The sequence below is a fragment of the Frankia sp. BMG5.23 genome (assembly GCF_000685765.2).
GTDB classification, from domain to species: Bacteria; Actinomycetota; Actinomycetes; order Frankiales; family Frankiaceae; genus Frankia; species Frankia casuarinae.
Map to the genome: position 1 here is coordinate 23,886 of NZ_JDWE01000001.1, position 21,492 is coordinate 45,377.

General features: G+C 69.4%; 21 protein-coding genes and 1 pseudogene. 18 read left to right on the plus strand and 4 right to left on the minus strand.

Annotation, left to right across the window (positions count from 1 at the left end; genetic code table 11):
- Window positions 1–20: 20 nt before the first annotated feature.
- Window positions 21–179, minus strand: a pseudogene (locus BMG523DRAFT_RS00105) (MerR family transcriptional regulator); the annotation flags it as partial.
- 522 nt (window positions 180–701) lie between these two features.
- Here BMG523DRAFT_RS00105 and argS point away from each other — a divergent pair.
- Window positions 702–2,738, plus strand: coding sequence for an arginine--tRNA ligase (gene argS, locus BMG523DRAFT_RS00110; protein WP_023839808.1), 2,037 nt, complete (start codon window positions 702–704; stop codon window positions 2,736–2,738).
- Between the two features lie 153 nt (window positions 2,739–2,891).
- On the opposite strand, the gene BMG523DRAFT_RS00115 is transcribed toward argS, so the two are convergent.
- Complete coding sequence (locus BMG523DRAFT_RS00115) at window positions 2,892–3,143, minus strand: hypothetical protein (protein WP_035729516.1); 252 nt, start codon at window positions 3,141–3,143, stop codon at window positions 2,892–2,894.
- 215 nt (window positions 3,144–3,358) lie between these two features.
- On the opposite strand from BMG523DRAFT_RS00115, the gene hemL reads away from it, so the two are divergent.
- The 7 genes from hemL (at window position 3,359) to ccsB (ending at window position 11,454) form a co-directional block, all read left to right on the plus strand.
- The gene (hemL, locus tag BMG523DRAFT_RS00120; protein WP_011434967.1) at window positions 3,359–4,717 is read left to right on the plus strand and encodes a glutamate-1-semialdehyde 2,1-aminomutase; all 1,359 of its coding nucleotides are present in this window, start codon (window positions 3,359–3,361) and stop codon (window positions 4,715–4,717) included.
- Window positions 4,714–5,361, plus strand: coding sequence for a histidine phosphatase family protein (locus BMG523DRAFT_RS00125; RefSeq protein WP_011434968.1), 648 nt, complete (start codon window positions 4,714–4,716; stop codon window positions 5,359–5,361). Before hemL ends, BMG523DRAFT_RS00125 begins: the two co-directional genes overlap by 4 nt.
- A gap of 89 nt (window positions 5,362–5,450) precedes the next feature.
- Window positions 5,451–6,338: a putative RNA methyltransferase gene (locus BMG523DRAFT_RS00130; RefSeq protein WP_235462768.1), complete on the plus strand. Its 888-nt coding sequence runs from the start codon at window positions 5,451–5,453 to the stop codon at window positions 6,336–6,338.
- Between the two features lie 230 nt (window positions 6,339–6,568).
- Window positions 6,569–7,180 carry a TlpA disulfide reductase family protein gene (locus BMG523DRAFT_RS00135; RefSeq protein WP_023839805.1) on the plus strand — a complete coding sequence of 204 codons (612 nt, stop codon included), beginning with the start codon at window positions 6,569–6,571 and terminating at the stop codon, window positions 7,178–7,180.
- Window positions 7,181–7,214: 34 nt separating this feature from the next.
- The gene (locus BMG523DRAFT_RS00140) at window positions 7,215–8,150 is read left to right on the plus strand and encodes a cytochrome c biogenesis CcdA family protein (RefSeq protein WP_011434971.1); all 936 of its coding nucleotides are present in this window, start codon (window positions 7,215–7,217) and stop codon (window positions 8,148–8,150) included.
- A gap of 410 nt (window positions 8,151–8,560) precedes the next feature.
- Window positions 8,561–10,261 (plus strand): cytochrome c biogenesis protein ResB, encoded by a 1,701-nt coding sequence (locus BMG523DRAFT_RS00145; protein ID WP_235462783.1) that lies wholly within the window; start codon window positions 8,561–8,563, stop codon window positions 10,259–10,261.
- Window positions 10,261–11,454, plus strand: coding sequence for a c-type cytochrome biogenesis protein CcsB (ccsB, locus tag BMG523DRAFT_RS00150; RefSeq protein WP_011434973.1), 1,194 nt, complete (start codon window positions 10,261–10,263; stop codon window positions 11,452–11,454). Before BMG523DRAFT_RS00145 ends, ccsB begins: the two co-directional genes overlap by 1 nt.
- A 186-nt stretch (window positions 11,455–11,640) precedes the next feature.
- Here the strand turns inward: ccsB and BMG523DRAFT_RS00155 are convergent, their stop codons facing one another.
- Window positions 11,641–12,066, minus strand: a complete 426-nt coding sequence (locus BMG523DRAFT_RS00155) for a PLD nuclease N-terminal domain-containing protein (RefSeq protein WP_011434974.1) — start codon at window positions 12,064–12,066, stop codon at window positions 11,641–11,643.
- Between the two features lie 386 nt (window positions 12,067–12,452).
- Between BMG523DRAFT_RS00155 and BMG523DRAFT_RS00160 the strand changes: the two genes are divergently transcribed.
- From BMG523DRAFT_RS00160 to BMG523DRAFT_RS00195, 8 genes are all read left to right on the plus strand, one after another.
- On the plus strand, window positions 12,453–13,904 hold the full coding sequence (locus BMG523DRAFT_RS00160; protein WP_023839804.1) for a menaquinone biosynthesis decarboxylase: 1,452 nt from the start codon (window positions 12,453–12,455) through the stop codon (window positions 13,902–13,904).
- A gap of 75 nt (window positions 13,905–13,979) precedes the next feature.
- On the plus strand, window positions 13,980–14,939 hold the full coding sequence (gene mqnP, locus BMG523DRAFT_RS00165; RefSeq protein ID WP_108913489.1) for a menaquinone biosynthesis prenyltransferase MqnP: 960 nt from the start codon (window positions 13,980–13,982) through the stop codon (window positions 14,937–14,939).
- A gap of 14 nt (window positions 14,940–14,953) precedes the next feature.
- Window positions 14,954–15,736 carry a UbiX family flavin prenyltransferase gene (locus tag BMG523DRAFT_RS00170; RefSeq protein ID WP_011434977.1) on the plus strand — a complete coding sequence of 261 codons (783 nt, stop codon included), beginning with the start codon at window positions 14,954–14,956 and terminating at the stop codon, window positions 15,734–15,736.
- A 95-nt stretch (window positions 15,737–15,831) separates the two neighbouring features.
- Window positions 15,832–16,206, plus strand: a complete 375-nt coding sequence (locus tag BMG523DRAFT_RS00175; RefSeq protein WP_051623719.1) for a hypothetical protein — start codon at window positions 15,832–15,834, stop codon at window positions 16,204–16,206.
- A gap of 113 nt (window positions 16,207–16,319) precedes the next feature.
- A complete protein-coding gene (gene mqnE, locus BMG523DRAFT_RS00180; protein ID WP_011434979.1) occupies window positions 16,320–17,468 on the plus strand; it encodes an aminofutalosine synthase MqnE in 1,149 nt (382 codons plus the stop codon).
- 12 nt (window positions 17,469–17,480) lie between these two features.
- Window positions 17,481–17,774, plus strand: a complete 294-nt coding sequence (locus BMG523DRAFT_RS00185) for a hypothetical protein (RefSeq protein ID WP_011434980.1) — start codon at window positions 17,481–17,483, stop codon at window positions 17,772–17,774.
- A gap of 62 nt (window positions 17,775–17,836) precedes the next feature.
- On the plus strand, window positions 17,837–18,088 hold the full coding sequence (locus BMG523DRAFT_RS00190; protein ID WP_051868632.1) for a DUF4229 domain-containing protein: 252 nt from the start codon (window positions 17,837–17,839) through the stop codon (window positions 18,086–18,088).
- A complete protein-coding gene (locus tag BMG523DRAFT_RS00195) occupies window positions 18,082–18,960 on the plus strand; it encodes a menaquinone biosynthetic enzyme MqnA/MqnD family protein (protein ID WP_011434982.1) in 879 nt (292 codons plus the stop codon). The genes BMG523DRAFT_RS00190 and BMG523DRAFT_RS00195 overlap by 7 nt, the downstream gene beginning before the upstream one ends.
- A 31-nt stretch (window positions 18,961–18,991) precedes the next feature.
- Here BMG523DRAFT_RS00195 and BMG523DRAFT_RS00200 read toward each other — a convergent pair whose 3' ends face one another.
- The gene (locus BMG523DRAFT_RS00200; protein WP_011434983.1) at window positions 18,992–19,987 is read right to left on the minus strand and encodes a helix-turn-helix transcriptional regulator; all 996 of its coding nucleotides are present in this window, start codon (window positions 19,985–19,987) and stop codon (window positions 18,992–18,994) included.
- 515 nt (window positions 19,988–20,502) lie between these two features.
- Here BMG523DRAFT_RS00200 and BMG523DRAFT_RS00205 point away from each other — a divergent pair.
- Together BMG523DRAFT_RS00205 and BMG523DRAFT_RS00210 are read left to right on the plus strand one after the other, a co-directional pair.
- Entirely contained in the window at window positions 20,503–21,048 is a 546-nt protein-coding gene (locus tag BMG523DRAFT_RS00205) for a response regulator transcription factor (RefSeq protein WP_011434984.1), read from the plus strand.
- A 222-nt stretch (window positions 21,049–21,270) separates the two neighbouring features.
- On the plus strand, window positions 21,271–21,462 hold the full coding sequence (locus BMG523DRAFT_RS00210) for a putative leader peptide (RefSeq protein WP_035729528.1): 192 nt from the start codon (window positions 21,271–21,273) through the stop codon (window positions 21,460–21,462).
- Window positions 21,463–21,492 lie beyond the last annotated feature (30 nt).

A 21,492-nucleotide genomic window follows, 5' to 3' on the forward strand; every position in this document is an offset into this window, starting at 1 on the left:
AACGGTCTAGGGATCGCAGATAGATGCCCGATCCGTTGAAGCCGGGCCAGGTCGTCGCTGCTGTAGCGGCGGGTCCCGCCGTCGGTGCGGGCCGGCTCCAGCAGCCCGCGCCGCTCGTACAGACGCAGGCTCTGCGGGTCCATCCCGACCAGATCGGCGGCCACCGAGATCCCGTACACCTCTCACCAGGCCCCGGGATGGCCAACGTCGCGCGATCCCTACAGACGGCGGGCTGTGGGGATCGGAACGGCCGCATTGTGCCGATCGCCGGTTCGGGGGCGCGGAGGGGTACGGACGTCCGAGCGAGTCTGGAAACGATCAGAAGCCTCGACTGGTGTGACGTCCGCCACTTTCACGGAGCGTGAAAACCTGCGTCGACTGGGTCGCTTGGGGGAGGGGTGGTGGAAGTTCCATCGGCACCGTCCCGGCCCGCGGCCTGAACCAACACCGCCGGGGCCTCGTCGGCTGCGTGCTGGCCCAGCCGCTGCACTCGTCCTCGCCCGGGTCGGACAGGGCGCTGGCGGACCGGGGCCGAGCGATGCTCCGACTGAGGGCTCGGATCGGCTGTGCCAGCCCGGCCACCGTGCCGACGAACCGCCACGAAATCGTCCGCACGAAGCCCAACGCCCAACATGAGGAACGGGCAAACACCGCCTCCACCAGCCAATCTATGCCGCCCTGATAAACTCTGGGCCGTGAATATGCTTGCCCAGGTGACCTCCACGCGTAGGCGTGATATCGAAGATCTCCGCGACCGGGTTCGCGGGTCTCGCCCCGCGGCCTTTCCTTCGTCACGCGACTATCCGCTGGCAAGGCTAAGTGCGATCGTCACGCAAGCATTGCAGGAGAAGTTTGCGCGTTCCGATCTCACGGCGGAGATCGAGTTGATCTCCCGAGAGAAGTTCGGCGCCGACGTGACGGTTAAGATGCCGATGCTCCTTAAAGAGGCGGGCGCGAAAGAGTTCGTTAGGACCTACATTCCGCGGGCCATCGAGGCCCTGCAGGTCGAGGAGCTCAAGAAGGTAATTTCCGAGGCCACCGCCAAAGGCATCTACATCAATCTCACGCTGTCCGATAACTGGCTGGCGCAGGCCGTCCAGGGGATCAACAGCCTTGGCGATAGATTCGGCGAGAACGACAGTGCCGCCAGGCGGACCCTCATCATCGAATACTCGTCGCCGAACGTCGCGAAGAAGCTTCACGCCGGACACGTCCGATCAACTATCATTGGGCATGTGCTCGGCAATCTACACCAAGCATGCGGTGCGCTCGTATACCGGTTGAACCACATCAATGACTTCGGCGGATTCGGTTTCATGCTGGAGGGGTTTCGCCGTTTCGGCGATATGTTTCCCGCAGCCATGACCGAGAACGATCGCCTGCTGGAGATCTACGCCATCCGCCGCGCGCTGGAGAGGGTGGTTGCCTCCGGCGGAGGGCTGGGCGGCGCCAGCGAATCGGACGCCGCCGTGCTCCAGCGCTATTTCCCGGGCGTGGACAGCAAGGATGCGCTTGAGTCTGCGTTCAAGGGTTACGTGGAGGCGTCGGATGCCCGCTTTGCGAGGCTGGAGGGCGGAGACTCCGAGGAGGTGGAACTCTGGTCCAAGATGGTGGACTGGAGCCTTGCAGATTTCCGTTCTTTCTATGAAGCACTCGACATCCACATCGACTTCACGATCGGTGAAAGCTTTTACTTCCAGGCCGGTAATGAGGTGATCGAGACCGCTCTGCGCGACGGCCGGGCATTCGAGTTCACGGAGAGTCGCCTGCGCGAGGAAATCGCCAAGATCGAGCAGGCCATGTCTGCCGGTGAGATCACCTCCGCCGTTCGCGACCGGACTGTGGAATTCGCCCGGAAGGATCTCGGAGCCATCGTCGTTCCTCTTCCAGGAAACGAGCGGTTCGTGGTCCGCAGGTCGGACGGCCGGAGCATCTACGCGACACGCGACGTCGGAGCCATCAAGCTCCGCCGTGATATCTTCGACCCGTCCGGCATCTACTATGTCGTGGGCCAAGAGCAGCGCGTCCATTTCGCGCGGCTCTTTCAAGCTGTCGAGGTCCTGGGCATCGCAAGCCGTGACGAACTGGACCTCCGACACATCTACTTTGGCTTCTACGTCGATGAGAAGACTGGCCGGAAGCTCTCAAGCCGAGACAGCGTCGCCGGAGTAAACGATCTACTGAAAATGTCATTCGAGCACTTTTGGAAGAGGTCTGCGGAGCGCGGCACGATGACGGAGGAGGAACTCTCCGTCGCCGCCCAGCAGTTGGCGGTCGGCTCGCTCGTCTTCAACGACCTCAAGCAGGACATGAAGACGACTGTCGCCATGGCTCGCGGAGATCTTTCTCCGACCTTGACGGCCTTCGAGAAGTCAGGAGGACCGTATGTTGTCTACACCGCATGCCGCGCACGGGCAATCCTACGGAAATGGGGCAAGCCCGTGCCGAGTCTGGTTGACCTGACACATTTCGAGGTCAGCGACCAAGAGGCGCAGCTCATTCTCAGGTTGCAGGAGTTGCCTAGCAAGATTACCAGAGCAACAGGCGAGGATAGCCCGGCCATTCTCGTCCGCTATCTACTGGATCTGGCAGCACTCTACAATTCCTACTATACGACCTCGCCGGTCCTTGCGGGTGAGGCCGCCAACGAATTTCGACTAATGATCACTCGGGCTGTTCAGTACACGCTGGTTAACGGACTGCGTCTCTGCCACGTCGAGTGTCCCCCGAAGATCTGACGTGTAGTACCCCGAAGACGGCGTGCCGCGAATTCTGAGGTTATCAGACGGGCCCACGGGCGAGTATTACCTGCCTCGGCGAGAAGCTCCTCATCCCGCGGCCGTCCCGAGACGGAATCCGTCCGGCGTGGGCCAGGCTTGCCTCAATGATCCCTAATGATCATTGACTGGAGTGGGTCGTGTGGGCGGCGTACCGGGCACCATTAGGGCAAGCAGCACCAGGACAACCACCAGGACAACCACCAGGACAACCATCGGGACAACGTCGTCGTCTTCCTTGTAGCCCTCGCGGTAGTCCTCGCCCATCGAGATCGGGCCGACCGGCGGTGGATCGCCGAACGCCGGGGCCTGGGAGGGACAGCGGCCGACCGACGGCCGCGGGTGTCCGGGGAGGACCGGGCGCACGAGCCGCCGTCGGTGGGCGGCCGGGGCAGACCCCCGTCCACCGGCGGCTTCCAGCGATGGCTTCCAGCGATGGCTTCCAGCGATGGCTTCCAGCGATGGCTTCCAGCGATGGTGGCGGGTGGGTCAACGCGGAGCATGGACCGGGGAGGAGGACGCGGCGTGCCACCGGACACGCGGGGCGCGGGAGGCGGAGCCGACCTGCGAGGATCGTGGGCATGGTGGTTCCGTCTGCCGCGCCGGCATCCGAGGAGCTTTTCCGGCGCGCCGAGCGTGTTGTTCCCGGTGGGGTCAATTCTCCGGTCCGAGCCTTCCGTGCCGTCGGCGGCACGCCGCGCTTCATGGTGGCGGGCAACGGCCCCTATCTGACCGATGCGGACGGGCGTACCTACATCGACCTGGTGTGCTCGTGGGGGCCGATGATCCTCGGGCATGCCCATCCGGCCGTCGTCGAGGCGGTGTCGCGCGCCGTCTCGGTCGGCACCAGCTTCGGCACCCCCACACCGGGGGAGGTGGAGCTCGCGGAGCTGATCGTCGACCGGGTCGGCCCGGTCGAGAAGGTGCGCCTGGTCAACTCCGGCACCGAGGCGACGATGAGCGCCGTGCGACTGGCCCGGGGTTTCACCGGCCGGTCGACCATCATCAAGTTCGCCGGCTGCTACCACGGGCACGTTGACGCGCTGCTCGCCTCCGCCGGTTCCGGAGTGGCGACCCTCGGGTTGCCGGACACCCCGGGAGTCACCGGCGCCGCCACCGCGGACACCATCGTTCTGCCCTACAACGATCTCGCGCTGGTCGAGGCGGTCTTCGTCGAGCGCGGTGAGACGATCGCGGCGGTCATCACGGAGGCCGCCGCCGCCAACATGGGGGTCGTCCCGCCGCTGCCCGGCTTCAACGCCGGGTTGCGCCGGCTGTGCGACATCCACGGCGCGCTGCTCATTCTCGACGAGGTGATGACCGGGTTCCGCATCTCACGCGCCGGCTGGTGGGGCAACGAGGGCGCGATCGAGGACTGGTCGCCGGACCTGTTCACCTTCGGCAAGGTGATGGGCGGCGGGCTGCCGGCGGCGGCCTTCGGCGGGCGGGCGGACGTGATGGCCAGGCTCGCACCCGCCGGCCCGGTGTACCAGGCGGGCACGCTGTCGGGTAACCCGATTGCCGTCGCCGCCGGACTCGCCACCCTGCGGGCCTGCACCGATGAGGTCTACGCCACCGTCGACACCCGCGCCGCCGACGTGGCCGGGATCGTCTCAACCGCGTTGACCGAGGAGGGCGTGGCCCACCTGCCGAGCAGCGCCGGATCGCTGTTCAGCTTCTTCTTCACCGACGCCGCCACCGTGGTCGACTACGCCGGCGCCCAGGCGCAGAACACCGCCCGGTACGCGGCGTTCTTCCACAGCATGCTCGACGCCGGGATCTACCTGCCGCCGTCGGCGTTCGAGGCGTGGTTCGTCTCGGCCGCGCATGACGACGAGACGGTGGAGCGGATCGCCGCGGCGGCACCGGCGGCCGCACGTGCCGCCGCGGCGGTACCCGAACCGGTGACCGTCTCCGCCTCTCCCGAGGGGCGGGCATGACGGAGCCGACTTCGTTGACCCGGGTGCATCTGGTCCGCCACGGCGAGGTCTTCAACCCGGAGAAGATCCTCTACGGCCGGCTGCCGGGGTTCCGGTTGTCCGACAAGGGCCAGCAGCAGGCGAAGGTCACCGCCGAGTTCCTCGCGGAGCTGGACGTCGCGGCCGTGGTCGCGAGTCCGCTGGATCGTGCCCAGCAGACCGCTGCGCCCATCGCCGCGGCGCACGCACTCGCCGTCCAGGTCGACCCGCGGCTGATCGAAAGCCGCAACGCCTTCGAGGGCAGAACGTTCGAGGCCGGCCCGGCGGTGGTCCGGTACCCCGCCCTGTGGCGCCTGCTACTCAATCCGTTCCGCCCATCCTGGGGCGAACCGTACGACGAGATCGCCGCGCGGATGCTCGTGGCCGTCGTGGAATGGCGCGACGCCCACCCCGGTCGGCACGTCGTGCTCGTCAGCCACCAGCTTCCGGTCTGGACGGCTCGGCGTGCCCTGGAGAGAGTGCCCCTCTGGCACCGTCCCGACCGGCGGCAGTGCGGGCTGGCGAGCGTCACCACGGCCGTCTACCGGGACTCCGAGCTCGTCGGCGTCGAGTACGCGGAGCCGAACGGGCCGACCGCGAACACGCCTGGATCGGTCGGCGCCTGACGAACTCCACCGGTCCCGAGTCACCGGCGCCGGCCGTCGCTGCCCCGCCGGCCGTCGCTGCCCCGCCGGCCCTCGCGGCCCTGCGGGCCGTGCTGCCGTTTCTGCGCTGCCCCGTGTGCGGCCACGCGCTGCACCCGGCGGACAGATCCCTGCGCTGTCCCGCCGGGCACGACTTCGACGTCGGCCGCGGCGGCTATGTCAACCTGCGCACCGGCCGGACTCGGCGGGTCGTCGGCGACAGTGCCGTCATGGTCGCCGCGCGGGAGTCCTTCCTCGGTGGTGGCCACTACGGGCCGCTCACCGCCCGGCTGGCCCAGATCGCGCATCCCGTCCCCGGGGGGCCATCCGGGCTATCCGGGCCATTCGGGCCGCCCGGTCGGGTGATCCTCGACATCGGTGCCGGGACCGGGCACCATCTGGCCGGCGTGGTCGGTGCGCGACCGGACGCCGTCGGCCTCGCCGTCGACGTCTCCAAGTACGCCCTGCGTCGCGCGGCGCGTGCCCATCCCCGGATCGGCGCGGTCTCCTTCGACGTCGCAGCCCCCTGGCCGGTGGCCGACCACGCCGTCGCCGTGCTCCTCGACGTCTTCGCGCCGCGCAACCTGGCCCAGATGCACCGGGTGCTGCGCCCCGACGGGCTGCTCATCGTCGTCACCCCCGGGCCGGGCCATCTCGCCGAGCTGTACGGCCCGCTCGGACTCGTCGGGATACAGGCGGGCAAGAGCGACCGGCTCGACGAACGGACCACCGGACGGTTCGAGCCGATCATCGTCGAGCACGTTGACGTTCCGCTCACGCTGAACACCGAGCAGATCGTCGACCTGGCTCTGATGGGCCCGACCGGCCATCACCGGGCGCCCGACCAGCTGCGCCGACGGGCCGAAACCGCCTTCCCCGGGAGCGCCACCGTCACGGCCCGTTTTCAGATCCGCGGTTACCGTCCGCTCCCGGTCCCGCCGGTGGCCGGCGGCCGGTGAGGCGGCGGAACGGTGCCCGCCTGGCAGATGAAGCCCACAGGTGTCCTTCGTCGAGAAGCCCATGCGCGTCTCGCGGCCCCTCCACCTACCCTGAGTTGAGTTCTACAGTTGGTCGTAGACAGGTTCCCGGGTGGGAAGGGGCAGGGCACATACTGGTTCGCGTGGCGGAGAAGGGATGGCGGTCCGCGTCGGATGACAGGTCGGACCCGCCGGTGACAGGCATTGCCCCGATGCGGCGGACGCGCCGGGCCTGGTCGGCCCGCCGTGTCCGCCGGGCGGGACGCATCGCCTTGGCCGCCGTGGCGCTCGCGGCGGCCGGGCTGCTGGCCGCCTGCTCCCCCGGGGCGAACTCGGTCGACGCCACCGGTGGTGGGGGCTACGGCTTCGTCCAGCAGGCGGCCGGGCAGGACTTCGCCGCCCCCGGAAACCGGCATCCAGCACCCCCCCTGTCCGGTAAGACTCTCGACGGGACCTCCCTCGACCTCTCGTCCTACCGAGGGAAGATCGTTGTGATCAATTTCTGGGCCTCGTGGTGCGCTCCCTGCCGCGCGGAGACGCCAGGCCTGGTCCAGCTGGCCAAGGACAACCCCACGGTGGCGTTCCTCGGTGTCAACGAGAAGGACACCGTCTCCGGTGCGAAGGCCTTCACGCAGGACTTCGGCAGGTCCTACCCGAGCATCGTCGACAAGCTGGGCACCCTCGCCGCGGGCTGGCCGGTCGCTCCGGGCCTCCCGTCGACGTTCGTGCTCGACCAGAACGGGCGGATCGCGGCCCGGTTCACCGGTGGTGTGCTGCCCGACGACCTGAAGCCCGCGTTGAGCCGTCTGCAGGCCGAGGCGTGAGCGGGCACCGTTTGCCCGGGGCGGAGGACCCGCGGTGAGCGTGGTCGGGCTCATCACCGACGGGCCGGTCCTGCTCGCCGCGCCGGTCGCCGCCGCGGCGGGACTGCTCTCTTTTCTCTCCCCCTGCGTCCTTCCGCTGGTGCCGGGCTATCTCAGCTTCGTCACCGGCCTGTCCGGGGCGGAGCTTCAGGATCGTTCGAGGCGAGTTGCCGCCACCCCGGGCGGGCTGCCGGGCCGGGCACCGGCGATGCCGGCGGTGTCCGTAGCGGTGCCGGCGGTGCCGGGCATGGCGGTGGCCGGCGGGGCGGCGGTCTCCGGTGCCCTCGCCCGGGACGACGAGGGGACCGGGTCGCCCGGGCCGCGGCTGTACCGGCTGCGCGCGGGTGGGCGGGTCGCCGCGGGCACGGGTCTGTTCGTGCTCGGCTTCACCGCGGTCTTCGTGTCCTACGGCGCGGCGTTCGGTGGGCTCGGGCAGTGGCTCACCCGCCATCAGGTCGGCGTCAGCCAGCTTCTCGGGGTTGTCACCATTGTGATGGGACTCGCGTTCGCCGGCGTGTTCTCCCGGCTGTCCTGGGCGAACAGGGAGTGGCGCATCCACCGGTTGCCGGCGCCCGGCCTGCTCGGCGCGCCCGTGCTGGGGGTGCTCTTCGGAATCGGCTGGACGCCTTGCCTCGGCCCGACGTTGTCGGCCGTCCTGGGGCTGGCGGTGACGAGCGCGACGGCGCAGCGGGGAGCGTTCCTCTCCGCGGTGTACTGCCTCGGGCTCGGGCTGCCGTTCCTCGCCGTCGGACTGGCTTTCCGACGTGCCGTCGGCGCCCTGCGGGTGCTGCGACGGCATACCCGCATCCTGACCCTGCTCGGCGGCATGCTGCTCGTCACGGTCGGAGTGCTTCAACTCACGGGGGAGTGGGCCGACCTGGTTGCGAACCTACGGCCCTACGCCCCCGGCTTCTCGGAGACGCCGCTGTGACCTCCTCAACCCGTTCGAACGCCCGGCTCGCGCCTGCGTCCGGAACCGTCGATCCCGCAGCACTCGCCGTCGATCCCGCGCCACTCGCCGCCGGGTCCGTCGACGTCGAACCCATCGACACCGTCGAGGTCGAGTCCGACCTTGAGAAGTCCGACCTCGATTCCGCCGTCGAGTCCGCGGGATTCGACTCCGACGCGGCGGCCAGCGCGCGCCGTCTGCCCGAGGGGCACGCCGACGCCCGCGCCGCCGCCCCCGAGGCGTTCGATCCGCCGGACAGCGCGGCCGGTCCGTCGTCCGACGACCCCGGTACGCCGACCGGCGGACCGGGGCGCGCTCCCGGCGCCGGTGGCCGGTTCACCCGGCATCCGGCCCTTGCCCTCGCCGTCCGGTCCTGGCGTCAGCTCACCAGCATGCGCACCGCGCTGCTGCTGCTGTTCCTGCTGGCCCTGGCTGCCGTGCCCGGATCGCTGCTGCCGCAACGCGCCATCAACCCGATGCGGGTAGAGCAGTACCGCGCCGACCACCCCACCCTCGGTCCGCTGCTCGACCGGTTCTCCGGGTTTGACGTCTTCGCCGCGCCCTGGTTCGCGGCGATCTACCTGCTGCTGTTCATCTCCCTGATTGGCTGCCTGTCGTCCCGGATCCGCTGGCATGCCAGGGCGCTGTTCACCGCGCCGCCGAAGGCCCCGGCCCGGCCCGGCCGGCTGCCCGGCGGCAGCGCCTGGACGAGTCCGATGGAGTCCGCCGACGCGATGGCGGCTGCCCGGCAGGCGCTGCGCCGACGGCGCTTCCGGGCCACGGCCACAGCTGGGGAGGCCCACGACGCGAAGGGGACTGCCGACCACTCCGTCGCCGCGGAGAAGGGGTACCTGCGCGAGACCGGCAACCTCGTCTTCCACATTGCCCTGGTGGGGCTGCTCGCCGCGGTGGGCTTCGGTTCCTGGTACGGATACTCCGGGACCGTGCTCGTCGTTTCCGGGAGCGGGTTCGCGAACACGATCATCTCCTATGACCAGTTCAACGCTGGTCAGCGCGTCGACACCGCGAAGCTGCGTCCGTTCTCGCTCACGCTGGACCGGTTCAACGCCACGTTCCAGCCAAGCGGCCAGCCGTCCGACTTCCGCGCCGACGTCACGTATGCCGCCGCGCTGAACGCCCCGACCCGCAAGGCGACCATCCGCGTCAACCATCCGCTGGTGATCGGCAACGCCAAGATTTACCTCATCGGGCATGGATTCGCCCCGCACTTCGTGCTTCGCGACGCCGCACGCAAGGTCGTCTGGGAGGCGAACGTGCCGTGTACCCCGCGGGACGGCATGTTCACCTCAACCTGCACCGTCAAGATCCCCGACACCGGACTGCCCGCGCTGGGCGTCCGCAAGGAGCCCCAGCAGCTGGCCTTCAGCGGCGTGTTCACGCCGACCACCCGCCTCGACCCGACCCAGGGATACGTCTCCGCGTTCCCCGCCGCCCGCGCGCCCGGTCTGACGATCACGGGATTCGTCGGCAACCTCCATCTCAACGAGGGCATTCCACAGAACGTCTACACGGTCGACACCCGCGACCTGCGCCAGATCACGATGACGGGTCCGGCGGGCAGCGAGCGCACCGCGCAGGTCCTGGCCCTCGACAACCCGCGGCAGCGCACCCTTACCGGGCTACCCGGCGGGATGAGCCTCGAGGCCGACCGCGTAGCCGAGTTCGCCACCTTCCAGGTCAAGTCCGACCCGTTCAAGGGTGAGGCGTTGCTCTTCGCGGTCCTCATCATCGTCGGGCTGATCGCGAGTCTTCGGGTGCGCCGCCGCCGGGTATGGGTGCGGGCCCGGCCAGCGGCCGCCGGTGGGTGCACGGTGGAGATCGGTGGGCTGTCCCGCTCCGACGCCGACGGGTTCGCCGTCGAGCTGGCCCAGCTCACGACCCTGGTCCGCGAGGCCACCGGGCCCGCGGGCACCGACCGGTCCGTGCCGACCGCCTCGGAATCGAGCGGCGCCGAACCAGCCAGTACCGAACCAGCCAGTACCGAGCCGGGCAGTACCGAACCCAGTAGTACCGAACCGGGTGGCACCGCAGCCGGCGATGCCGCGTCGAGTGCCAGCGAACGGGAGCACTGATGGCGGTCAACGAGGGCGTAGCCAGCCTTTCCGATCATCTGTTTGGCAGCGGCGAGGCGGTGTACGCCACGGCGATGCTCGGCTACGCGGCCGAGTTCGCGTTCAGCCGGCTCGGCCTGCGCCACGACGTGGCTCAGGAGGCGGCGGCCGTCCCGGCACGGCAGGGGGCCGGGCTGCCGGCAGCGCTGATCGGGGCGGCGGCCGGCGGGATCGGCGGCGCCGCCGATCCCGCCGAGGCGGCCGGCCCGACCGACGGGGCCGCGACCCCGATCGACCCGTCCGACCCCGCCGCCGTGGCCCTCGCTGCGGCCCGGGCCCGGGAGATCGAGGCTGTCCGGCGGCGGGCGAACGCCGCGCACACGCTGGCCGCCGGTAACGACGGCGACGTGGCGGTTCCCGCGCGTGCCCGGTGGATCGGGCGGATCGCCGTCGCGCTGACGGTCGTCGGCTGGACGCTGCACCTGGGGTCCGTCATCACTCGTGGCCTCGCGGCGGACCGGGTGCCCTGGGGCAACATGTACGAGTTCTCGTCGATGATCTGCCTGATCGCGGTCACGACGTTTCTCGCCCTGATGATCCGGCAGCCGGTCCGGTGGCTGGGCGTCTTCGTCATGCTGCCGGTCGTGCTCTCGCTCGGTTTCGCCGGCACTGTGCTCTATGTCGCAGCGGGACCGCTGGTGCCCGCGCTCAACTCGTACTGGCTCAAGATCCATGTGGTCGGTGCGATCGTCGCCAGCGGGGTGTTCCTGGTCTCCGCCGTGACCACGGTGTTGTTCCTCGTCAAGGAGCGTTGGGAAAATCGGCTGGCCGAGGTCGCGGCCGGACGGGCTGACGCGAGCCAGGCCATGCAGCGCCGGGGCGGCATCGTCATGCGCCTGCCGTCGTCGGCGGCGCTCGACACCCTGTCCTACCGGGTCATCGCGTTCGCGTTCCCGATCTGGACCTTCGCGATCATTGCCGGGGCGATCTGGGCGGAATCAGCATGGGGCCGCTACTGGGGGTGGGACCCCAAGGAGACGTGGTCGTTCATCACCTGGGTCTGCTACGCCGCCTACCTGCACGCCCGCGCGACGGCCGGATGGCGTGGGCGGCGGGCCGCGGCGATCTCGCTGCTGGCCTTCAGCGCCCTGTTCGTGGACTACTACCTGGTGAATCTGGTCATCTCGGGGCTGCACTCCTACGCCGGCATCTGACCCTCCCCACGGCTGCTGCTCCCTGGTCCCGGCCTGGCCCCGCCGGGGAGAACGGGCGGGCCACCCGCAGCCTGCGGAGAACACCCCGCTCGGCCGCGTACCGGAACGACGGACCGCTGCTCGTCCCGGTGCGCGGAGCCGGTCAGCCGCGGGCTCGTGCCCCTGGATCCCCCGCGTCCATGCGGCTCAGCCGCGGGACGATGACGACGGAGGTCCGGCCTCGCCCTTGCGGATCCGGGCGGACAGCTCCCGCATGAAGTCCGGGTCGTCGTCGGGACCCTTCGGCCGGACGGCGGCCCGGCGGGTGCCCGTCCGCGCGCTGTACCGGCCGAAGCCGCCATCACGCCGGCTGTCGATGCCCCAGGACGATCGTTGCCCGAAGGCCGGATGGTCGGAGACCGGCCGGCGCAACGGCCGCTCGCCGACGCTGTTCGCGCGAGGTCGACCGAAGAAAAACCATCCGGCGGTGCCGAAGATACCAAGGAAGATCACTGCTACGATCCACGCGAGTTTGGGCATGATCCGAACCTCCTCGGGGGGTGTCCCGAAGACATCGATGATCGCGTAAGCCCAAACACCAATGATCACAAACGTCAGCGCGAGGCCCAGCACCGGCCGGTCGCTCCTTCCTGCTTTTCTTGATCGTTATGTCCGTCTTGACCTGTCAGGTATGGAACATCCGATCCGCGGGCATCTAATCCCCGACCCGTGGCGAAACCCCCGACCCGTGGCGACGTCACGGACGGATGGCGCCACGGACGGGCGACCTCACCAGATGGGTCAGGCGAGCACGTACCGTCCGCTATGGCCCGCGACGGACGTACATGTCGTGGTGATGGCCGGCCCGTGTATCTCTAGTGTGCCTTCCGCGCCGGCTCCTCGTCCTCCCGGTCCGTTATCCGACGAGGCCGTGCCCGGGACGTGACGTGTTGAACTGGGATCGTGACCACCTGTGGGCGGTCGGGCATCCACCCGTGGCGACTGCGAGGATGGAGCTCATGGCCTGGGCGGATCTGCGTGCGTTCCTTGCTCATCTCGAAAGGCGGAAGGATCTGCGCCGCGTCACCGTACCCGTCGACCCGCGTCTCGAGGTCACCGAGATCGTGACCCGGGTGGTACGGGAGCGCGGGCCGGCTCTGCTGTTCGAGTCCCCGGCCGGCGCCGACATGCCGCTGGCGATCAATGTGTTCGGCACCGAGGAGCGGATGGCTGCCGCGCTCGGCGTCGAGGCGCTGGACGACATCGGTGAACGGCTCGGCGCGCTGCTGCGCCCGCAGCTGCCGATCGGCCTGTCCGGGTTGCGTGAGGCGTTCGGCAAGGCAGCGTCGCTCGCCTCGGTCCCGCCCCGCCGGGTCCGGACCGCGCCCTGCCAGGACGTCGTCCTCAAGGGTCCGGACGTCGACCTGTTCCGGCTGCCGGGGGTGCACGCCTGGCCGAACGACGGCGGGGCCTTCCTCAACCTCGGTCTGACGCACACGAAGCACCCCGAGACCGGGGCGCGTAACCTCGGGATGTACCGGTTGCAACGCCATGACGCACGCACCGTCGGCATGCACTGGCAGATCCACAAGGACTCCAACGCGCATCACGCGGTCGCCGAGCGGCGTGGGGAGCGGCTGCCGGTCGCCATCGCGTTCGGGTGCGACCCGGCGGTCACCTACGCCGCGTCCGCCCCCCTGCCTGCCGACCTCGACGAGTACCTGTTCGCCGGTTACCTGCGCGGCGAGCGGGTGGAGATGGTCGACTGCCTCTCCGTCCCGCTGCGGGTGCCCGCGAACGCACAGGTGGTGATCGAGGGCTGGCTCGAGCCGGGGGAGCGGCTGCCCGAGGGGCCGTTCGGCGACCACACCGGCTTCTACACGCCCGTCGAACCGTTCCCGGCGCTGCACGTCGACGTGATGACGATGCAGCGTGACCCGGTGTTCCAGACGATCGTGGTCGGTCGGCCGCCGCAGGAGGACGGTCCGATGGGCAAGGCCACCGAACGGATCTTCCTGCCACTGGTCAGGATGATGATTCCCGAGATCGTCGACTACGACCTGCCCGAGGCGGGGGTGTTCCACAATTGCTGCATCGTCTCCATCGAGAAGCGTTATCCGAAGCACGCGCAGAAGGTGATGAACGCGGTCTGGGGGGCCGGGCTGCTGTCGTTGTCGAAGCTGATCGTGGTCGTCGACGCCGACTGCGACGTGCACGACTACCACGAGGTCGCTTGGCGCGCCTTCGGCAACGTCGACTATGCCCACGACCTGATCACCACCATCGGGCCGGTGGACCATCTCGACCACGCCGCCTACGAGCAGTTCTGGGGCGGCAAGGTCGGTGTGGACGCGACCCGCAAGCTACCGAGCGAGGGTTACCGGCGCGACGGCGGCTGGCCGGAGGAGATCGTCATGGACGAGGCGGTCCGCGAACGGGTCACCCGCCGATGGAAGGAGTATGGCCTGTGACCGTCCTCCGTTTTTCTTGCCTAGCCAGAGGGACAAAAAGGACGCTGGGGCCTCTGGCTGGGCAAGGAACAAGGAGTGGTGATCGCGGTGAGTGACGCCGCGTGGGTGCCTGGCGCGTCGGAGTCGGTCGGGCGAGGGTCGGGAGCCGGCCCGGGACACGCCACCGGCCGGGTACGGGCGTTTCTGCGGCTCGTCGTCATCGAGCACTCGGTCTTCGCGCTGCCGTTCGCCTACATCGCGGCGCTCGCCGCCTCGTTCGCGGATTCCCGGTCGGTGCACTGGTCGGACCTCGCCCTCGTCACCGTGGCGATGGTCGCGGCCCGAACTTTCGCCATGGCCGCAAACCGGGTCATCGATCGCGCGATCGACGCCCGTAATCCGAGGACGGCGAACCGAGAGCTGGTCACCGGCGTGGTCTCGGTGCGTACGGCGGTCGTCGGCGCCGCGGTCGCGCTCGCCGTCTTCCTCACCGCCGCCGCGGCCTTGTCCTGGCTCTGCCTGCTGCTCGCGCCGGTCGCCGTCGCGCCGCTCGTCGTCTACCCCTACGCGAAACGGTTCACCGACTTCCCGCACGCCGTGCTCGGCATCGCCCAGGCGGTGGCCCCGGTCGGCGCGTGGATCGCGGTCACCGGTGAGTGGTCCTGGGCCGCACTGGTGCTCGGCCTTGCGGTCGGTAGCTGGATCGGCGGCTTCGACGTGATCTACGCCTGCCAGGATGCCGAGGTCGACCGGCGCATCGGCGTGCGTGCGGTGCCGGCCCGGTTCGGGGTGCGGGCCGCGCTCATTGGTTCCACGGTTACGCATATGATCACCTTTGCGTTGTTCATCGTCTACGGGCTGATGGACAACGCCGGTCCGTGGTGGTGGGCTGGGCTCGTGCTGACGGCGGCGGCATTCTGCTATGAGCACGCCATCGTGTCCCCGAACGACCTGTCGCGGGTCAACCGGGCCTTCCTCACCGCGAACGGATTCGTCGGCATCGTCTTGTTCCTCTTCGCCGTTGTCGATCTCGCCAGCCGTGGTCTGGCCGTCTGAGCATCGGATTCGTCATGGCCGATGTGTTCAGTGCCCCCGAGGAGGGGGCCGGAGCGCGCCTGCCGTGGGTGGTCGGGGTGAGCGGCGCCAGTGGAACCCCCTACGCGGCCGCGGTGCTGCGTGGCCTGCTGGCCGCTCGGCTGCCAGTCGATCTGGTGCTGTCCCGCGCGGCCCGCCTGACCCTGCTCGATGAGACGGGTATCGCCTGGCGTGACTCCGCCTGGGCGAAAGCCCTGGTCACGTGGCTGTCCATGCCCCCGGGCGGGGTGTCACCTCCGGAGGGTCTGTCGGCGCGGCTGGCCGATCGTGACGTGCTGGCCGATACGGTGTCCACCCTCGTCGCGGTACATGCCCCTGGTGATCTGGGGGCGCCGACGAGCAGCGGTTCGTACCCGACTCGCGGGATGATCGTCGTCCCGGCGAGCACCGCCTGCCTGGCCGGCATCACCCTGGGACTGTCCAAGGATCTGTTGCAGCGGTCGGCGGATGTCACGCTCAAGGAAGGCCGCCGTCTGATCGTCGTCCCGCGGGAGATGCCCTACACCCGCGCGACGCTGCGCCACATGCTGGACCTGCACGACGCCGGGGCGGTGGTGGCCGCGGCGAGCCCGGGGTTTTACGCGGGTGTGCGGACGGCCGGCGATCTCGTCGACTTCGTGGCCGGGCGGGTGCTCGACGCCGCCGACGTGCCGCACACGCTCTTCCGGCGTTGGACCGGCGAGCTCGGCGGCGCCCGCCGTGACCTGGCGGACCGCCGTGACCTGCTGGAGGTCGAGACGGCGCCACCGGCCGGGTGACGTCTGTTCCCCCTGGCGCAGGCCCCACCCGGACAGGCACAGTTGTCGGGAACGGGCCCCGACCGGGGCCGCGGTGCCGGCGGGATGAGGACGATATGGCGACGGGTGGGCGCGGACCGACGAGGAACCGGGGCCGGGGAACCGGTGGGGTGGACGGGGCCACGGCACGCAGATCCGCCTCGGCGCGGCCGGGTCGTCCCACTCGCGCCGAGCGGCCCGCGCCGCAGGACGTGAACCTGCGTGCGCAACTGCCGTATTTCCTGATCCGCGTCGCAGCCCTCGCCGTGATTACCGTGATCCTGGTGGCCGTCGGGCTGAACCTGCTGATGGCGCTGCTCGTTGGGTTCGCTGTCGCCGGACTGCTGACCTGGCCGCTCGGGCGGATGCAGCGCAGGGCCGCACAGCGGGCCGCTCAGCGCCCGGATGCGAGGAACGCCGGGAACGCCGGGAACAGCGGGAACGCCGGGTAGCCGCGAGTAGTCGGACGCCCCGCCGGATCGCGGGGCGGATCGCGGGGCGGCTGTGACCGGGCAGCCGTGCTCGCCTCCGAGGACACCGAGACCGGCGGGCTAGGCTGGAAGGCATGGATGCTGGGCTCAAGCGGGAGATCGAGGCCAAAGTTTCCGCCGGCGAGAGACTGAGCCGTGCCGACGGGGAGGCGCTGTACGCCAGCGACGACCTCGTCTGGTTGGGCGGTCTCGCCCACGAGGTTCGCACCAGAAAGAACGGCGACAAGACCTTCTTCAACGTCAACCGGCATCTGAACCTGACGAACGTCTGCTCGGCGTCCTGCGCGTACTGCTCGTTCCAGCGCAAGCCCGGTGAGTCCGATGCCTACACCATGCGCATCGAGGAGGCTGTCCGGCTGGCGAAGGAGATGGAGCCGGCCGGGATCACCGAGCTGCATATCGTCAACGGTCTGCATCCGACGCTGCCCTGGCGTTACTATCCGCGCTCGCTGCGGGAGCTCGGCAAGGCGCTGCCCGGCGTCGCCTTGAAGGCGTTCACCGCTACCGAGATCCACTGGTTTGAGAAGATCAGTGGCCTGTCCGCCGATGAGATCCTCGACGAGCTCATCGACGCGGGACTCGAGTCGCTCACCGGCGGCGGCGCGGAGATCTTCGACTGGGAGGTCCGCCAGAAGATCGTCGGTCACGAGACGCACTGGGAGGACTGGTCGCGCATCCACCGGCTCGCCCACGCCAAGGGCCTGCGCACTCCGTGCACGATGCTGTACGGGCACGTCGAGGACCCCCGGCACCGGGTGGACCACGTGCTGCGGCTGCGTGAGCTGCAGGATTCCACGGGCGGGTTCACGGTCTTCATCCCGCTGCGCTTCCAGCACGACGCCGCCGGCGACCCGCGCAACCGGTTGATGAACCAGCCGATGGCGACGGGGGCCGAGGCGTTGAAGACGTTCGCCGTCTCCCGGCTGCTGTTCGACAACGTGGACCACATCAAGTGCTTCTGGGTGATGCATGGTCTCACCACGGCGCAGCTCGCGTTGAACTTCGGCGCCGACGACCTCGACGGTTCCGTTGTCGAGTACAAGATCACGCACGATGCGGACCGGTTCGGGACGCCGCACACCATGACCCGCGAGGATCTGCTCGCAATCATCCGCGACGCCGGCTTCCGCCCGGTCGAGCGGGACACCCGCTACCGGGAGATCCGTGTCTACGACGGTCCCGACCCGGCTCGGCGTGACGTCCCGACCTCGATCGACGCCTGACCGGTGGACCGGATGGGCACCGGGGAGGGGCCGGGGCCGGCCCGCGGATCCGAGGAGTCGCCGGCGCCCGGGGGTTCCGGGCCTGTCCGGCCCCACGGAGCACCCGGCATCGGATCGATCTTTGTGCTGGCCTTCCTGGTGATCCTGTTTCCGGGGGTGGCCGGGTATGTGGTGCTCGACTGGATCGGTCTGCCGATCGGTGCCGCCGGCCTGCTGGGTCTGTTCGTCGTCTTCCTGGGGCTGGGCTTCTTCCCGACCGTGCTGCGCCGGCTCGGCTGGGTGCCGACGAAGAGACGGAGGACGTGATGGCGCAATCGCGTAGGCGGCTGGTTTCGTGGCCACAGCGGGTTTCGTGGCCACAGCGGGCGATGCCCGACTCGCCGACCGAATCGGGCCAGGCGGGCGAGCGCGGCCTGCTCGGCATCAACCTGCGGTACTTCGCGGTACGCGTGGTGCTCTTCGGAGCGGTGCTGGCCGTGGTCCTGCTGCTGGGGGTGAACGGGCTGCTGGCCTTCGCCCTGGCCGTGGTGTTCAGCGGGCTGCTCAGCTATCCCCTGGCGTTGCGCCAGCGCCGCGCGGTCATCGAGGTCATGGAGGAGCGCCGGGGCGGACGGTGTTGACCGGAGCCGGAGCGGACGACGACGGCGATACCCAGGCCCGTCCCCGGGTGGGGCACATCCAGTTTCTGAACTGCCTGCCGCTGTACTGGGGACTGGTCCACTCCGGTGCTCTGCTCGACATCGAGCTGACGAAGGACACCCCGGACCGGCTGAACGACGCGCTGATCGTCGGCGATCTCGATATCGGTCCGATCAGCCTGGTGGAGTACCTCCGGCATGCCGACGAGCTCGTCGTGCTGCCCGACCTCGCGGTCGGCTCCGACGGTCCGGTCCTGTCCGTCGTGCTGAGCACGGCGGCGCCGCTCGCGGAGATCCGGACCGTCGCGCTCGGCTCGACGTCCAGGACCAGCGTGCTGCTCGCCCGGATGTTGCTGGAGGAGCGCCACGGCCTGCGACCGGAGTACGTGACGATGCCGCCGGACCTGCCGTCGATGCTGCGGGAGGCGGATGCCGCGGTGATCATCGGGGATACCGCGCTACGGGCGACCTACGACGCCGAGCGGGGCGGTCCGGACCATCCTCTCCGGCTCATCGATCTCGGTGCCGCCTGGCAGGAGTGGACCGGCCTGCCCATGGTGTTCGCCGTGTGGGCCGCCCGACGGTCCTTCGCCGAACGCCGTCCCGGGGTGGTCAAGGAGGTGCACGGCGCGTTCCGCTCCGGACTCGACCTGGCGCTGCGTGATGTGGACGAGGTCGCGGCGCGGGCGGCCCGTTTTGAGGTGTTCGACCCGGGCACGCTGGCCCGGTATTTCACCACTCTCGACTTTCGGCTTGGTGCGCGCCAGCAGGCGGGGATTATCGCCTTCGCCGGACGTGCCGCGCGGCGAGGTGATGTTCCGGCGCTGCGCGAACTGCGTTTCGCGGACGTCTGAGCGCCACTCAGGCCGGCGGTCGGAACCCCGCTCAGACCGGTGGTCGGAACGCGCGGGAGATACTGGTCGGCGGAATCGGAACCGCTCGGCGCGTACTCGCCGTGGCGAAGCGCGCGATACGGCCCTTTACCAGCGCGATCAACCGGGGCGGGGTGGCTCGCCCGCCCGGCGCGATCAGCATCTCGTCGAGAGTCTCGCCACCGGAATCATCCCCGTCGGCCAGAGCATACCTCGGAGCGCTGGGCTCACCTGGCGGCCCGGACCGTGGGTCCGGTGGCACGGGGGCCCCGGGGCCGTCGCCGGACACGATGCCGGGTTCGGTGCCGGGTTCGGTGCCCTCGCAGACCTGCCGGGCGGCCGCGTCGATGAGGCTGTTGACCGCGAGGGTCCAGGCCCGTAGTCCTTCGTGACCGGTCAGCTCGGTGAACACCGCCGCCTCGAGGCAGCAGGTGCTGGCTCCCGCGAGCTCGTCCACGTCCAACAGGGAGATGGCGAGCAGCCCGGCCAGGTGACCCGCGAGCATGAACAGCCGGAACTGCTGGTGCGGCAGCATGGGCGTGTGTAGCAGGTTGTCGACGACGTTCTGCTGCTCCAGCACCTGGGCGGTGACGTCCTGTGGATCGAGCCGATCGGCCTTGGCGATCAGATCGGCCACCAACCGATCGAGGTAGTCCAGTTCGGTGTCCGACCGGCGGTGGTCGAGCAGATCCGAAACCCGGCGGCGGGACTCCCGCTCCGGATCGGGCCTGCGACGCAGGCGTTCCGCCCGGGCGGCGACGGCTGCCTCACGCAGGTCGATGAGGGCGCCCCCGGCCTCCAGCGCCGCGTCGACTGCGGCGATCACCGGCCGGGAGGGGATGCCTCGGCTGGGCTGTTCGAGCTGACCGATGTACTGGCGGCTGTAGCCGGTGCGTCGGGCGAGCTCCTCCCGAGAGAGGACACGTTCACAGCGCCGCCGTCGGACCTCAGCGGGTAGCAGGTCTTCGGCGGTCGCCGCATCGTGCCGGCCTCGGCTCCGTTGCCGCATCTGTGACGTCCTTCCGCGTGGCAAGGTCCCGCCTCCCGAGGAGGGAAGCTCAGCAGTCGTGTGCTGTCTCTGCCCGCCCGCCTGACGGTCGCCCGCCCGATGGCCAGCAGAGAGTCACCGATAGTGATCAGATTACTCCAGACTGCACCCTAGTAGACTAGAGGTCAAAAGTCCCATACACATCCAGTTCCAATGATTACTCTCAGCTGTCGGGTGGCAGGCGAAGTTGATCGGCGTCGCGCTTCGTGGTCGGCCGATTGATCGTAGCGTGGAAGTCGTCCGTCGTACCGCGCCTCCGTCGAGACATTATGCCGACCTTCTTGGGTTATTGTTGGGAAACGCGAGCGTTGCCACGGAAGTGTTGGCAGAAAGCGGCGGAATCGCCGAGGGCTCGTCCGGACGGGCTATTCCCGCATGGTGTGCTATCGCGGCCGCGTCCAGGCTGCGGTGCTTCGCGACGGTCTGCGGGTATCGGCCTGATGGCCAACGTGGGTCATCCTCGGAAACCATCCTGAATGACGATGCGCGGGGTCGGGCGGGGCGCGTACAAAAGAATGGTGGATACCGGCCGTTCGGTGGATGCCGACACCGTCGGGCTCGTCGGGGAGAAGGCCGTCGGCCTGGCCGGCGGTTCCGCTGTGGGCCGTGGTTCCCCTCCGGGGGAGCAGGTGCCTCCGCCCGGTCCACGGCGCGTCGTCGTCGTTGACGACGCGGACGGCGTGCGCGAACTATTGTGCCTGTTGCTGGAGACCGAACCCGACTTCGTGATCGTCGGCGCCGCGTCCAACGGCGCGGAGGCGATCGACGAGGTCGTCCGCACCGAGCCGGACCTCGTGCTGCTTGACCTGGCCATGCCGGTCCTCGACGGCATCGCCGCCCTGCCGCGGATCCGGCGGGTCGTGCCGCGGGCCACGGTGGTGATTTTCACGGGATTCTCCGAGGATGCGTTGCTCGACCAGGTGCTGGAACTCGGCGCGGACGCCCTGCTGGAGAAAGGGCTGGCCACCGGTCCGCTGGTGGAGCAGCTTCGACGGCTGTGCGCCGTCCACCGGACGATCTGAGCGATCTTGCGACTGGCAGAATTGTTCATTTTCTCCACTGGCATGATAGAGTTTTATGTTCGGTGGCTGTCATGGTTGCCGCATCGGTCGCATCGGCCATGATGGACGATCTCGGGGCTGGCTGTCCGGTTTGTTGCAGTTTGGAGCAGCATGGCGGGTCGAAGTAGGCCGGACAGTGCCCCGACTTGCCCATCGGCCGTACTTCTGTGGAAACATGGGCTCGTGACTACGTGCGCCCTCGCTGGTGGGGTGCCGGTTGGGCAGGCGTCGGGCCTTCCGGTCGATGCCTCCCGCCGGCGCCGGGCTGCGTCGTCCCCCGCGGTGCCGTGCCTGGTGATCGAGCCGATGCTCGTCGCCCGTCTGCACGTCGACCTGCTGCGGGTTTCCAGCGCCGGCTGTCGCCGCCCCCGCTGACGTCTCCGTTCGTGGCGCCCGCTGTCGGCG